Origin of the sequence: Cellulosimicrobium sp. CUA-896 (assembly GCF_001942335.1) — a bacterium.
Taxonomy (GTDB): Bacteria; Actinomycetota; Actinomycetes; order Actinomycetales; family Cellulomonadaceae; genus Cellulosimicrobium.
Window position 1 is genome coordinate 1 of the sequence record NZ_MKKH01000024.1, and the last position, 13,513, is coordinate 13,513.

General features: G+C 73.1%; 6 protein-coding genes, 4 pseudogenes and 1 riboswitch. Of the genes and pseudogenes, 7 read left to right on the forward strand and 3 right to left on the reverse strand.

The window, feature by feature from the left end; all coding sequences use genetic code 11:
- Positions 1-142 precede the first annotated feature (142 nt).
- A riboswitch (ZMP/ZTP riboswitch) is annotated at positions 143-230 on the forward strand.
- A gap of 78 nt (positions 231-308) precedes the next feature.
- Positions 309-1,993, forward strand: a pseudogene (gene purH, locus BJF88_RS09375) (bifunctional phosphoribosylaminoimidazolecarboxamide formyltransferase/IMP cyclohydrolase).
- A gap of 21 nt (positions 1,994-2,014) precedes the next feature.
- Here purH and BJF88_RS09380 read toward each other — a convergent pair.
- On the reverse strand, positions 2,015-3,214 hold the full coding sequence (locus BJF88_RS09380; protein WP_369824548.1) for an FAD-dependent oxidoreductase: 1,200 nt from the start codon (positions 3,212-3,214) through the stop codon (positions 2,015-2,017).
- Positions 3,215-3,384: 170 nt separating this feature from the next.
- Between BJF88_RS09380 and BJF88_RS09385 the strand changes: the two genes are divergently transcribed.
- The gene (locus BJF88_RS09385; RefSeq protein ID WP_083649015.1) at positions 3,385-3,804 is read left to right on the forward strand and encodes a DUF3017 domain-containing protein; all 420 of its coding nucleotides are present in this window, start codon (positions 3,385-3,387) and stop codon (positions 3,802-3,804) included.
- A 24-nt stretch (positions 3,805-3,828) separates the two neighbouring features.
- Here the strand turns inward: BJF88_RS09385 and BJF88_RS09390 are convergent, their stop codons facing one another.
- Positions 3,829-4,920 (reverse strand): MIP/aquaporin family protein, encoded by a 1,092-nt coding sequence (locus BJF88_RS09390; RefSeq protein WP_075828602.1) that lies wholly within the window; start codon positions 4,918-4,920, stop codon positions 3,829-3,831.
- 382 nt (positions 4,921-5,302) lie between these two features.
- Here BJF88_RS09390 and BJF88_RS09395 point away from each other — a divergent pair.
- A pseudogene (locus BJF88_RS09395) lies at positions 5,303-6,517 on the forward strand (NADP-dependent isocitrate dehydrogenase).
- Between the two features lie 353 nt (positions 6,518-6,870).
- On the forward strand, positions 6,871-7,857 hold the full coding sequence (locus tag BJF88_RS09400; RefSeq protein WP_075828603.1) for a malate dehydrogenase: 987 nt from the start codon (positions 6,871-6,873) through the stop codon (positions 7,855-7,857).
- 24 nt (positions 7,858-7,881) lie between these two features.
- Here BJF88_RS09400 and BJF88_RS09405 read toward each other — a convergent pair whose 3' ends face one another.
- Positions 7,882-9,210 carry a DUF2254 domain-containing protein gene (locus BJF88_RS09405; RefSeq protein ID WP_075828604.1) on the reverse strand — a complete coding sequence of 443 codons (1,329 nt, stop codon included), beginning with the start codon at positions 9,208-9,210 and terminating at the stop codon, positions 7,882-7,884.
- Between the two features lie 239 nt (positions 9,211-9,449).
- Between BJF88_RS09405 and chvE the strand changes: the two genes are divergently transcribed.
- The 3 genes and pseudogenes from chvE (at position 9,450) to mmsB (ending at position 13,455) form a co-directional block, all read left to right on the forward strand.
- Positions 9,450-10,610: a multiple monosaccharide ABC transporter substrate-binding protein gene (gene chvE / locus BJF88_RS09410; protein WP_075828620.1), complete on the forward strand. Its 1,161-nt coding sequence runs from the start codon at positions 9,450-9,452 to the stop codon at positions 10,608-10,610.
- Positions 10,611-10,680: 70 nt separating this feature from the next.
- Positions 10,681-12,281: pseudogene (mmsA, locus tag BJF88_RS09415) on the forward strand (multiple monosaccharide ABC transporter ATP-binding protein).
- A pseudogene (gene mmsB, locus BJF88_RS09420) lies at positions 12,278-13,455 on the forward strand (multiple monosaccharide ABC transporter permease). The pseudogenes mmsA and mmsB overlap by 4 nt, the downstream one beginning before the upstream one ends.
- Positions 13,456-13,513: the final 58 nt, after the last annotated feature.

The following is a 13,513-nucleotide window of genomic DNA, read 5'->3' on the forward strand; positions in this document are numbered from 1 at the left end:
CGACGCTCGCCGCCGCCGCCGCCTCGCCGGCTCGCTCGCCGCCGCGGCGCGGACGGCGACGTGCCACGGGGCGCCGGGCCGGGCGGCCCGGCGCAGGGCTCGCCGACGGACCGGTAGGGGTGGGCCGCCCGGCCGGTAGACTGGCGGCGGCCGCGACTGGCGAGGGTGGGAACGACCACCGGGGAGCGGCCGGACAACCTGCTGGTGCGTCGACCGCCTGGGCGCCTGGGTTCTGCCATCGGCACCGCGCTCGCGTCCTGCCCGGACCGCACGGTGCACCGACCGCGACCCGGAGGAGCCCCTCGACCATGAGCGCGACCGCACCCCACGTCCCCACCTCGCCCGACGTCCAGCTCGCCGACGACGCGCAGCGACCCGTCCGCCGCGCCCTGCTGAGCGTGTACGACAAGTCCGGGCTCGTCGAGCTCGCCACCGCGCTGCACGCCGAGGGCGTCGAGCTGGTGTCCACCGGCTCGACCGCCTCGACGATCTCGGCGGCCGGCGTCCCCGTGACCCGCGTCGAGGACCTCACCGGCTTCCCCGAGTGCCTCGAGGGCCGCGTCAAGACGCTGCACCCGCGGGTGCACGCCGGCATCCTGGCCGACTCGCGCAAGGCCGACCACCTCGACCAGCTCGCGCAGCTCGACATCGCGCCGTTCGAGCTCGTCGTCGTCAACCTCTACCCGTTCGCCGCGACCGTCGCGTCCGGCGCCGGCCCGGACGAGGTCGTCGAGCAGATCGACATCGGCGGGCCGTCGATGGTCCGTGCCGCGGCGAAGAACCACCCCAGCGTCGCCGTCGTCGTCGAGCCCGCCGGCTACGACGCCGTGATCGACGCCGTCCGCGCCGGCGGCTTCACCTACGCCCAGCGCAAGGCGCTCGCGGCGGCCGCGTTCGTGCACACGGCGACCTACGACGTCGCCGTCGCGTCGTGGATGGGCAGCGTCGTCGCGCCCACGGACGAGGTGGTGGCCGACGACGGCACGCCGCGGTCCACGGGCTTCCCGGCGTGGCTCGGGGGCACGTGGGAGCGCGCCGACGTGCTCCGCTACGGCGAGAACCCGCACCAGCGCGCCGCGCTCTACACGTCCGGCGACGGCGCGAGCGGCCTGGCGCAGGCGACGCAGCTCCACGGCAAGGCGATGAGCTACAACAACTACGTCGACGCCGACGCCGCGTGGCGAGCCGCGCACGACCACGCCGAGCCGGCCGTCGCGATCATCAAGCACGCCAACCCGTGCGGCATCGCCGTGGGCACGGACGTCGCCGACGCGCACGCCAAGGCGCACGCGACCGACCCCGTCTCGGCGTACGGCGGGGTCGTCGCGGCGAACCGCGTCGTCACGCGGGCCGCGGCCGAGCAGATCGCGCCCGTGTTCACCGAGGTGGTCGTCGCGCCCGGGTTCGAGCCGGACGCGCTCGAGGTCCTGCGGGCGAAGAAGAACCTGCGCCTGCTCGTCGTCGACGGCGCGCCGTCGGCCACCGTGGAGACCCGCCCGATCAGCGGTGGGCTGCTGGTGCAGAGCGTGGACCGGGTCGACGCGGTCGTCACGGACGCGGAGGGCGCCGTGACGGGCGGCGACGACCCGCAGCAGTGGTCGCTCGTGGCGGGCGACGCCGCCGACGAGGCCACCCTCGCCGACCTCGCGTTCGCGTGGCGCGCGGTGCGTGCGGCCAAGTCCAACGCGATCCTCCTCGCCGCGGACGGCGCCGCCGTCGGCGTGGGCATGGGGCAGGTGAACCGCGTCGACTCGTGCCGCCTCGCGGTCGAGCGGGCCAACACCCTCGCCGAGGGCGTCGAGCGCGCCCGCGCGCGGTGGCCGCCTCCGACGCGTTCTTCCCGTTCGCCGACGGCCTGCAGATCCTGCTCGACGCGGGCGTGCGCGCCGTCGTCGCACCGGGCGGGTCGATCCGGGACGCCGAGGTCGTCGACGCCGCGTCCGCCGCGGGCGTGACGATGTACTTCACCGGGACGCGCCACTTCGCGCACTGACCGCCGGGCTCCGCGGCGCGGTCACACGAGCGCGTCGCGGAGTCTCCGGCCGGGGTCGCGGGCCACGTCGAGATCGACGCGCAGCGCGCCGCGGTTCGCCGCGCGGCGGACCGCCCCGACGTCGCGAGCGGAGTCGACGAGCAGCACCGCGCGCACGCGCGCCGCGCCGTCGTCGGCGGCCGTCCCGGCGGTGCCCGGGTCGAGGTAGAACGCGGCCCAGCCGCCGGGCGTCCCCGGCTCGCCGCGGAGCACCACCTCGGCGCCCTGCGGCGGGACGCCGAAGAGCGCGAGGTCGTGCCCGAGCTGCTGCGAGAAGACGTACGGCGCGTGCGCGGGGGCGTCGGCGTCGGGGGCGAGCCCGAGCACCGCCCGCGCGGTCGGCTCCGGGTCGTGCAGCGCGGCGGACCAGTGCCCGCCCGGGACCCGGCCGAGGTGCGGGTGCTCACGGGTCGCGCAGTCCCCGACCGCCCACACGCCGGGCACGCCCTCCACCGCCCCCGTCGCGTCGACGGGGACCGCGCCGCGCGCGTCGAGCGGGACGGCGCCGTCCAGCCACGACGTCGCCGGGCGCGCCCCGATCGCCGCGAGCACGACGTCCGCCGGGACGTCGGTGCCGTCGGCGAGCAGGACGCCGTCGGGTCGGACCTCGACGACCGCCGCGCCGGTGACGAGCCGGACGCCCGCGGCCGCGTACCAGGGGGCGACGTGCGCCCCGACCACCGGACCGAACTGGCGCTCGAGCGGTGTCGCTCCCGCCTCGACCACCGTGACCTGCGCGCCCGCCGCGGCCGCGACCCCGGCGAGCTCCGCGCCGATCCAGCCCGCACCGACGACGGTGAGGCGCAGCCCCGGGCGGACCAGGGCGCGCAGCGCCGCGGCGTCCGCGGCGGAGTGCAGCACCCGTGCCGCCTCCCAGCCCGCCGGCCGCACCGGCGCGGACCCCACGGCGAGGACGACGGCGTCCGCCTCGAGACGCGCACCGGACCGCGTCGTGACGACGTGGGCGAGCCGCCCGTCCTCGACGGCGGGCAGGAGCCCGACGGCCGGGTCGTCCAGGCGGACGTCGTCGGCGAGGGCGACGACGTCGACGCCCAGCTCGGCCTCGAGCCACGCGGGCTCCGTGCGGGTCAGCAGCTCCTTCGACAACGGCGGGCGGTCGTAGGGCGCGACGCCCTCGGCACCGAGGAGCGTCAGCGTGCCCGTGAAGCCCTGCCGGCGCAGCTCGGCGACGGTCCGCGCGCGGCCAGCCCCGCTCCGACCACCAGGACGGACGAGGGCATGCGCGCGGCGGGTGGGGCGGAGTCAAAGGGCGCCGGCGGGCGCGCGGGAGTCGGCATGCACGTCACGCTAGGCCACGGCGGTAGGCTTCCGGACGTGGACGGGGGAGGAGCGTGAGCGACGTCACCGCGCGCGGCGCGGCCCGGCGGGCGACGCTCGTGCCGTCCTGGCACCACGTGCACGACGACGGCACGCCCGACCGCCCCGTCGTCCCGCCCGATCCCGACGGCACGCCGTCCGCGGCCAGGCCGCCCGAGCCGCGCGCGCGTCTCGCCGCGGGACGGCAGCCGGCGATGTGGCTCGCGCTCGCCGGCGTGGGGCTCACGACGGCGGTCGCCCTGCTCGTCGGTGCCCGCGCGGCCTGCCTCGTCCTGGCGGGCGTCCTCGCCGTCGCCGGGCTGTGCCGGGCCGTCCTGCCCGGCCCCGGGCCCGTCGGGATCACCGTCCGCTCGCGCGGCCTCGACACGTTCTTCTTCCTGGCGCCCGCCGTCGCGATCGCGTTCCTCGCGCTCAGCCTGAGCAACGACGTCTGACCGCACGACGGAGGGCGCGGTCCGTCACGACGGACCGGCGCCCTCCGGGCGTGCAGGCGACTCAGGCGCGGGGAGCCCGGGGGCCGCCGTCCTCGTCGTCGGCCGGGGCGGGGCGCTCGGGAGCCGGCGTGTCGACCGTCTCGGTCTCCTCGACCACCTCGGTGACCTCCACGACCTCGGTGTCGGCCGTGCCCGGCTCCTCGACGGCGGGCTCGTCCTCGCCGACGACGACCTGGTCCTCGCCGAGGAGGTCGTCGTGCGCCGGGGCGAAGGCGAACGCACGGTAGAAGAGGCCGGCGATGGCGGCGCCGAGCAGCGGGCCCCACAGGAACAGCTGCCAGAACTGCTCGAGCGCCCACGCTGCGCCAGGATCGCCGAGGCGAGCGAGCGGGCGGGGTTGAGCGAGCCGTTGGTCACCGGGGCCGCGACGAGCAGCAGCGCGGTGTAGGTGAGGCCGATCGCGAACGGCGCGACCCCCCTGGTGCTGGCGCGCTTGTCGGTGACGCCCAGGATGACGCCGACGAAGACCGCCGTGGCGATGACCTCGAGCAGCAGCGCCGACGCGAACGAGAACTCGAGGTTGCCCGCCGTCAGGCCGGAGATGGGGGAGTGCTCACCGAACCCGTTCGCGGTGCTCGAGAACACCGCGGCGCGCGTCGCCTCGGAGATGAGCTGGTTCTGGGCGAGCCAGTCGAGCTGCGCCTGCCCCTGCGGCGTCGTGGCGAGCAGGACCAGGGCGGCGAGCGCGCCGCCGACGAACTGGGCGAGCCAGTACGGGAGCACGTCGCGCCACGCCGTGCGTCCGCCGATCGCGGCACCGAGCGTCACGGCCGGGTTGAAGTGCCCGCCGGAGACGTGCCCGACCCCGGCGATCACACCGGCGAGCGCCACGCCGCCCGCGAACGCGACGGGCAGCACGATGCCCGCGTTCGTGAAGCGCAGGTACAGCGCCACGCCCACGATCGCGAGGACGAGGACGAACGTGCCGAAGACCTCGGCACCGAGACGCGCGAGGAGGCCGGGCTGGACGACGGCGACGGGCTCGGTCCGCGCCACGGCGACGTCGTCGGCGACGGGGCCGCCCGGCGCTCCGGGAGCGGTGGTGTCCTGGGACATGATGTTCCTGTCTGGATCGGATGGGCCCGTCCCCGCAGCGCGGAACGAGCCGCGCTGACGGGCGATCGGGACGACGGCACGACGCCGGGATACGGCATCTGTGCGCATCCTGCCACTGTTGCCTGGACGTTGCGTGGGAATCAGGCATACGGACGCTGGCCGCGGCCGTCGTCCCGCGTCCCGGGACGCGGGGTCCCGGGACCCGGACGCGCAGGCGCTCGTCCGCGGCGCGTGAACCCGAGGAAAAGTATCTTGACGTCGAGAAGTCGAGTACCCTGGACGGCGGTCAGCACCGCCCCCGGGCGCGGCGACGGACCGGCGCGAGGCGCCGGTCGACGTCCCGACGGGGGCACCAGTCCCCGACAGTTGGAGCGATCTGCGCATGGGCAAGATCAAGGTCGTCAACCCGGTCGTCGAGCTCGACGGCGACGAGATGACGCGCATCATCTGGCAGTTCATCAAGACCGCCTCATCCACCCGTACCTCGACGTCGACCTCAAGTACTACGACCTGTCGATCCAGAACCGCGACGCCACCGACGACCAGGTGACGGTCGACGCGGCGAACGCGATCAAGCAGTACAACGTCGGCGTCAAGTGCGCGACGATCACGCCCGACGAGGCGCGCGTCGAGGAGTTCGGCCTGAAGAAGATGTGGGTCTCCCCGAACGGGACCATCCGCAACATCCTCGGTGGCGTCGTCTTCCGCGAGCCGATCATCATCTCCAACATCCCGCGCCTCGTGCCGGGCTGGAACAAGCCGATCATCATCGGCCGCCACGCCCACGGCGACCAGTACAAGTCGACGAACTTCAAGGTCCCGGCCCGGGGAAGATCACGATGTCCTTCGAGCCGGCCGACGGCTCCGAGCCGCAGACGTTCGAGGTCGTGACGATGCCCGAGGAGGGCGGCGTCGCGATGGGCATGTACAACTTCAACGAGTCGATCCGCGACTTCGCGCGCGCCTCGTTCGCGTACGGCCTGCAGCGGAGCTACCCCGTCTACCTCTCCACGAAGAACACGATCCTCAAGGCCTACGACGGCCAGTTCAAGGACCTGTTCCAGGAGTCTTCGACGCCGAGTTCAAGGACCAGTTCGAGGCCGCCGGCCTCACCTACGAGCACCGTCTCATCGACGACATGGTCGCCTCGGCCATGAAGTGGGAGGGCGGCTACGTCTGGGCCTGCAAGAACTACGACGGCGACGTCCAGTCCGACACCGTCGCGCAGGGCTTCGGCTCGCTCGGCCTCATGACGTCCGTCCTCATGACGCCCGACGGCAGGACCGTCGAGGCCGAGGCGGCGCACGGCACGGTCACGCGCCACTACCGCCAGCACCAGCAGGGCAAGCCGACGTCGACCAACCCCATCGCGTCGATCTTCGCGTGGACCCGCGGCCTCATGCACCGCGGCAAGCTCGACGGCACGCCCGAGGTCACGCAGTTCGCCGAGACCCTCGAGGACGTCGTCGTCAAGACGGTCGAGTCCGGCAAGATGACGAAGGACCTCGCGCTCCTCATCGGCCCGGACCAGGGCTGGCTGACCACCGAGGAGTTCCTCGCCGCGCTGGACGAGAACCTCAAGGCGCGCCTGGGCTGAGCCCTCCGCTCCGTCCCGGACGGCGGCGCCCCCTCAGCGGGGGCGTCGCCGTTCGTCGTCCTCGGGGGAGGAGCGGTCGTGGCCGTCTCCGCGGGGCTCTCCGAGAGGGGGTGGGCGCTGCCCACCCGCCACGCGACAGTGGTGAGCCGACGTCGGACGGGGCGGGACGGGTGCGAAGGGCGTAGAGCCGCGCGCGGAAAGGCGGGAAGACGGGCCGAGGTGACGGCGCGGCAGCCCGAGCGCGCGTGCCGCCCCGTCCATCCAGGGCGACCACGACCGGCGACCATGGGCCGCGGTGACGTGCGGGCGCGCGGCAACGGTGCCGAGGACGGGCTCTGTGGGAGAGTGAGCCCATGACCACACCCGTGAACGTGACGGTGACCGGCGCCGCCGGTCAGATCGGCTATGCGCTGCTGTTCCGCATCGCGTCGGGGCAGATGCTCGGCGCCGACACGCCCGTGCGGCTGCGCCTGCTGGAGATCCCCCAGGGCGTCAAGGCGGCCGAGGGCACGGCGATGGAGCTCGACGACTGCGCGTTCCCGCTGCTGTCGGGGATCGACATCTTCGACGACCCGACCGCCGCGTTCGAGGGCACGAACGTCGCGCTGCTCGTGGGGGCCCGTCCGCGCGGGCCGGGCATGGAGCGCGGCGACCTGCTGGAGGCCAACGGCGGGATCTTCGCGCCGCAGGGCCGGGCCATCAACGCGGGCGCCGCGGACGACGTGCGCGTGCTCGTGGTCGGCAACCCGGCGAACACCAACGCGCTCATCGCGGCGTCGAACGCGCCCGACGTGCCGAAGGACCGGTTCACGGCGATGACGCGCCTCGACCACAACCGGGCGCTGACGCAGGTGGCGAAGCGCGCGGGCGTGCCCGTGGCCGAGGTGCGCAAGGTGACCATCTGGGGCAACCACTCGGCGACGCAGTACCCGGACCTGTTCCACGCCGACGTCGCGGGGCGCCCCGGCGCCGAGCTCGCCGAGGACCGCGCGTGGCTCGAGCAGGAGCTCATCCCGACCGTGGCCAAGCGCGGTGCCGCGATCATCGACGCGCGCGGGGCGTCGTCCGCGGCGTCGGCCGCCAACGCCGCGATCGACCACGTGCGCGACTGGGTGCACGGCACCCCGGAGGGCGACTGGACGAGCGCGGGCGTCGTCTCGGACGGGTCTTACGACGTGCCCGAGGGCCTCATCTCGTCGTTCCCCGTCGTCTCCCGCGGGGGAGCGTGGGAGGTCGTCCAGGGGCTGGAGGTGTCGGACTTCTCGCGACAGCGCATCGACGCCTCCGTGGCGGAGCTGCAGGAGGAGCGCCAGGCGGTGGAGCAGCTCGGCCTGGTCTGACCGCCGACCGCCGCGCACCCCCGTTCAGGCGTCGCGCAGCGTCGCGAGGACGGCGTCGAGCCGCTGCTCGACGGGCGCGCGGTCGTGGGGCGGCAGGCCCGAGCCGGGCATCACGTCGCGCCACGCCCGGACCTCCGCCCGCAGCCGCGCCCGTGGTCGCGGCCTGGCGTCGGCGTGCGCGAGGCGCTCGACGAGCTGCGCCGCCGACGCCAGGGCGACGGGGGAGGCGAGCGCGTACGTGCGCACGGCGAGCAGCACCGCGCCGACGTGCTCCTCGGGGCCGGGCCACGGCACGACCGCGCGCAGCGTCCCGTCCTCATCGGTGCGGCCCGGCGCCGCGGGGTCGCGCTCGACCAGCCGGACGAGCCCGTCGGCGAGCGCGTCGAACGCGTAGGCCGCCGTGTACGGGTCGTTGGTGCCCGGGGACAGCGCGCGCACGGCCATCTCCGTGAGCTGCTGCACCGCGAACGCGAGGTCCTGGTGCGGGGTGCGCTCGGTGCCGAGCACGATCGCGCGGCGTGCGTCCTGGGCCGGGTCGGGGTCCCATGCTGACCGCCCCCGCAGCCGCAGCACCGGTTCCCCCGCCACGACGTGGTCGCCGGGCCGGACGAGCGCCTCACCTACGCCGTGCGCGCGTCGCGCGGCGTCGACGAGCTCGTCGAGGTCGACCCACTGGACGTACCCCGTCGTGGGGGCGGCGACCTCGTCGAGCGCGGGCGGCAGCGCCGCCGGGTCGGTCGCCGGGCCGCCCGCCGTCCCGGCCGGCGGGCGCGCGGGGGCGAGGAGCTCGACGACGGCGTCGAGCTCTTCCCGCAGACGACGCTGCAGCGTCGAGACCTGCACGGAGTCGGCGATGTGGTGGATGAAGTAGACGAGCACGCCCACGCACAGGACGGCGAGGACCATCGCGACGTTGACGGCCACGGTCGGTACGAACGCGCTGCCGTCGTCGTCCTCGCTGCGCACGGACCGCAGCACGATGAGCGCGTAGAGGAACGACGCGGTGAACACGCCGAGCACGAGCTGGTTGCCGCGGTCGGTCATGAAGTTGCGGACGAGGCGCGGCCCGTAGGTCGACGTCGTCGTGGCGAGCACGGAGATGGTGATCGAGAACGTCGTGCCGGCGACGGTGAGCACGGAGGTCGCGATCGCGCCGAGGAGCGCACGGCTGCCGCTCACGCCGAGCGCGGAGAGCAGCCCCACGCCCTCGACCGTCGCGGGGGACAGGCGCCGGTCCACCACCACGAGCGCCTCCGCGAGCACGACCGCGGCGACGCACAGCACCGCGGGGTAGAACCAGAACGACTCGAGCGCGCGCCGCCACAGCACGCCTGCCCCGCCCGCGCTCTCCATGACGGCCGATCGTAGGCCGGGTGCGCCGGCCAGGCCCGGTGGGCACGGGTCGCGCGGCGGGACGGCCCCGGCCGAGAGGCGACGTTCCGTTCGGGTGTCGAAATCAACGATGCGAATTGACTTCGAGACCCGAACTCATGCATCCTCTCGCCGACGCGACCGCCGGTGGTCGCGGAGCGGCCGACGTGCCGCCGCGGGCCCACCCGGTCCGCGACTCGACGACGAGAAGGAGCGCGACGATGCGACGTGTGACCAAGGCCCGCTGGGGCGCGGCCGCCACGAGCTCGCTGCTGGTGCTGGCGCTCGCCGCCTGCGGCGGCGAGGGTGCGGGCAGTGGGGACGGCGGGGAGGCCGGCGACGGCGGCGAGGACGTCAAGATCGGCGTCGCGATGCCCACGGAGACCTCGGAGCGGTGGATCGCCGACGGCGACGCCGTCAAGAGCGGGCTCGAGGAGCTCGGGTACGAGGTCGACCTGCAGTTCGCGGGCGACGACATCCCGACCCAGACGCAGCAGATCGACTCGATGATCACGGGCGGTGTCGACGTCCTGGTGATCGCCTCGATCGACGGCACGGCGCTGACGAGCCAGCTCGACGCCGCGGCCGCGGCCAACATCCCGGTCATCTCCTACGACCGCCTCATCCGCGACAGCGAGAACGTCGACTTCTACGTCACGTTCGACAACTACGCCGTCGGCGTCGCGCAGGCCACGGCGCTGCTCGCCGGCCTGGGCATCACGGACCGCGAGGGCGAGCCCACGGGCGAGGCCGCGGGGCCGTACAACGTCGAGCTGTTCGCCGGCTCGCCGGACGACAACAACGCGGGCTTCTTCTTCCAGGGCGCGATGGACACGCTCGAGCCGTACATCGCGGACGGCACGATCACGGTCCCGTCGGGCCAGACGGAGTTCGACCAGGTCGCGACCCTGCGCTGGTCGCAGGAGGCGGCGCAGAAGCGCATGGAGGACCTGCTCACCTCCACCTACTCCGGCGGGACGGAGCTGCACGGCGTGCTCTCGCCGTTCGACGGCATCTCGCGCGGCATCATCACGGCGCTCCAGGGCGTGGGCATGGGCCCCACCCTCGAGGAGGGTCTCCCGGTCGTCACCGGCCAGGACGCCGAGATCGCCTCGGTCAAGCTCATCGCCGACGGCGTGCAGTCCTCGACCATCTTCAAGGACACGCGCAAGCTCGCCGACCAGGCCGTCGTCGCGGCCCAGGCGTACGTCGAGGGCGAGGAGCCCGAGGCCAACGACACCGAGACGTACGACAACGGCGTGAAGGTCGTCCCGTCGTACCTCCTGGAGGTCGACACGGTGTTCGCGGAGGACATCGCGCCGCTCCTCGTCGAGTCCGGCTACTACACCCAGGACGAGGTCGACGCGGGCGTCACCGACTGACCCACCGTCCTCCGACGGGCCCGGCGCCGCGCGCGCCGGGCCCGTCCCCGACCTGGAGTAAGGAACGTTCATGAGCGATCACATCCTCGAGATGCGGTCCATCACGAAGGAGTTCCCAGGCGTCAAGGCCCTCTCGGGGGTCGACCTGGTGATCCGGCGCGGTGAGATCCACGCCATCTGCGGCGAGAACGGCGCGGGCAAGTCGACGCTGATGAAGGTGCTGTCGGGCGTCTACCCGCACGGCTCCTACGACGGCGAGATCCGCTACGAGGGCGAGACGGTGCGGTTCGGGTCGATCAACGACTCCGAGGCCGTGGGCGTCGTCATCATCCACCAGGAGCTCGCGCTCGTCCCGTACCTGTCCGTCGCGGAGAACATCTTCCTCGGCAACGAGGCTCGGGGGTCGTTCGGGCTCATCGACTGGAACCGGGCCAACCACGAGGCGGGCGCCCTCCTCGAGCGCATCGGCCTGCACGAGAACCCGACGACGCCGATCGGCCAGCTGGGCGTGGGCAAGCAGCAGCTCGTGGAGATCGCCAAGGCGCTCTCCAAGGAGGTGAAGCTGCTCATCCTCGACGAGCCCACCGCGGCGCTCAACGACAACGACTCCGAGCACCTGCTCGACCTGCTGCGTCAGCTCCGGGCCGAGGGCATCACGTGCATCATCATCTCGCACAAGCTCAACGAGATCGCCGAGATCGCCGACCGCACGACGATCATCCGTGACGGGCGCACCGTCGAGACGATCGACATGGCCGACCCGGACTCGACCCAGGACCGCATCATCCGCGGCATGGTCGGTCGCGACCTCAGCAGCCGCTACCCGGAGCGCGAGTCGACGATCGGCGACGAGGTCCTGCGCGTCGAGGACTGGACGGTGCTGCACCCCACCCAGCCCGGGCGGCGCGTCATCGACGGCGCGTCCTTCTCGGTGCGCGCGGGGGAGGTCGTCGGCATCGCCGGGCTCATGGGCGCGGGCCGCACCGAGCTCGCGATGAGCGTGTTCGGGCAGACCTACGGGCGCAAGGCGTCCGGGCGGCTGTACCTGCACGGCAAGGAGATCCAGGCGCGCACCGTCGCCGAGGCCATCGACCACGGCCTGGCGTACGCGACCGAGGACCGCAAGACCTACGGGCTCAACCTCATCGACGCGTCCGGCACAACATCACCGCGGCGGGGCTGGGCAAGCTCGCACGGCGCGGCTGGGTCGACGCCAACGAGGAGCTCGAGGTCGCGGACGGGTACCGCCAGGACCTCAACATCAAGACGCCGACCGTCATGTCGGTCGTCGGTCAGCTGTCGGGCGGCAACCAGCAGAAGGTCGTGCTGTCCAAGTGGCTGTACACCGATCCCGAGGTGCTCATCCTCGACGAGCCGACGCGCGGCATCGACGTCGGCGCGAAGTACGAGATCTACGTGCTCATCAACCGCATGGTCGCCGCCGGCCGTGCCGTGGTCGTCATCTCCTCCGAGCTCCCTGAGCTGCTCGGGATCTGCGACCGCATCTACACGCTCTCCGCCGGCCGCATGACGGGCCAGCTGCCCGTCGCCGAGGCGACCCAGGAGAGCCTCATGGAACTCATGACCCTCGACCGGCCGGACGTGCTCGACGACGAGACCGTCGTCGACGGCGCCCCGGCGAACCACACAGCGAAGGAAGGCGTGGCATGACCGCCCTGGCCGGACTCCGGGAGATGGCGAGCAGGAACCTGCGGCAGAGCGGCATCGTCGTCGCGTTCGTCGCGATCGTCGTCCTGTTCGCGGTGCTGAACCAGAACTTCCTCAGCCCCGGGAACCTCACCAACATCATCCTGCAGTACTCCTACATCCTGATCCTGGCGATCGGGATGCTCATGATCATCGTCGCCGGTCACATCGACCTGTCCGTCGGCTCGGTCGTCGCCCTGACCGGCGCCGTCTCCGCGGTGCTCGTCATCCGCAACGGGCTCCCGTGGTGGGTCGGCGTGCTCGCCGCGCTCGGCGTCGGCCTCCTGGTCGGCGTGTGGCAGGGCTTCTGGGTCGCCTACGTCGGCATCCCGGGGTTCATCGTGACGCTCGCGGGCATGCTCCTCTTCCGCGGCCTGACGTACGAGGTCCTCAACAACGTCTCCCTGTCGCCGTTCGGCGGCGCGTACTACGACATCGCGAACGGGTTCCAGAACGGCCTGCTCGGCGGGTACGGGTACGACGTCTTCACGCTCGTGATCTTCGGGATCGCCGTCGTCGGCTACGCCGTCAGCCAGTGGCGCGCGCGCCGCGGCAAGATCGCGTACAAGCAGTCGGTCGAGAGCATGCCGCTGTTCGTGGTGAGATCGTCGCCATCGCCGCGATCGTCATGTGGTTCGGGTACCAGCTCGCCCAGAGCCGCGGCCTGCCGCACATCCTCATCCTGCTGGCCGTGCTCATCCTCGTGTACTCGCTCGTCATGCAGAAGACGGTCTTCGGGCGTCACATCTACGCGATCGGCGGCAACCTCAACGCCGCGCAGCTGTCGGGCGTCAAGGTCCGTCGCGTGAACTTCTGGGTCTTCGTCAACATGGGCGTGCTCGCGTCGGTCGCGGGCATCGTCTACTCCTCGCGCATGAACGGCGCCCAGCCGGGTGCCGGGAACATGTTCGAGCTCGACGCGATCGCCGCGTGCTTCATCGGTGGCGCGTCGACGACGGGCGGCGTCGGCCGCATCACGGGCGCCATGGTCGGTGGCCTGATCATGGCGGTCATGTCCAACGGCATGCAGCTCATGGGCGTGCCGCAGTCGACGCAGCAGGTCGTCAAGGGCCTCGTGCTCCTCCTGGCCGTCGCGTTCGACGTCTACAACAAGCGGCGCGCGTCCGCGCTGCGCTGAGCGGGGGACGGCTCGCGGGACGACCGTCCCACGAGCGTCCTGCTCACCCTTCCCGGCC

Excerpts from the sequence above, each read along its gene's own strand:
- BJF88_RS09390 (WP_075828602.1), bottom strand. The coding sequence starts at position 4,920 with ATGTCCCAGGACACCACCGCTCCCGGAGCGCCGGGCGGCCCCGTCGCC.
- BJF88_RS09400 (WP_075828603.1), top strand. The coding sequence starts at position 6,871 with ATGACCACACCCGTGAACGTGACGGTGACCGGCGCCGCCGGTCAGATC.
- BJF88_RS09405 (WP_075828604.1), bottom strand. The coding sequence starts at position 9,210 with ATGGAGAGCGCGGGCGGGGCAGGCGTGCTGTGGCGGCGCGCGCTCGAG.
- chvE (WP_075828620.1), top strand. The coding sequence starts at position 9,450 with ATGCGACGTGTGACCAAGGCCCGCTGGGGCGCGGCCGCCACGAGCTCG.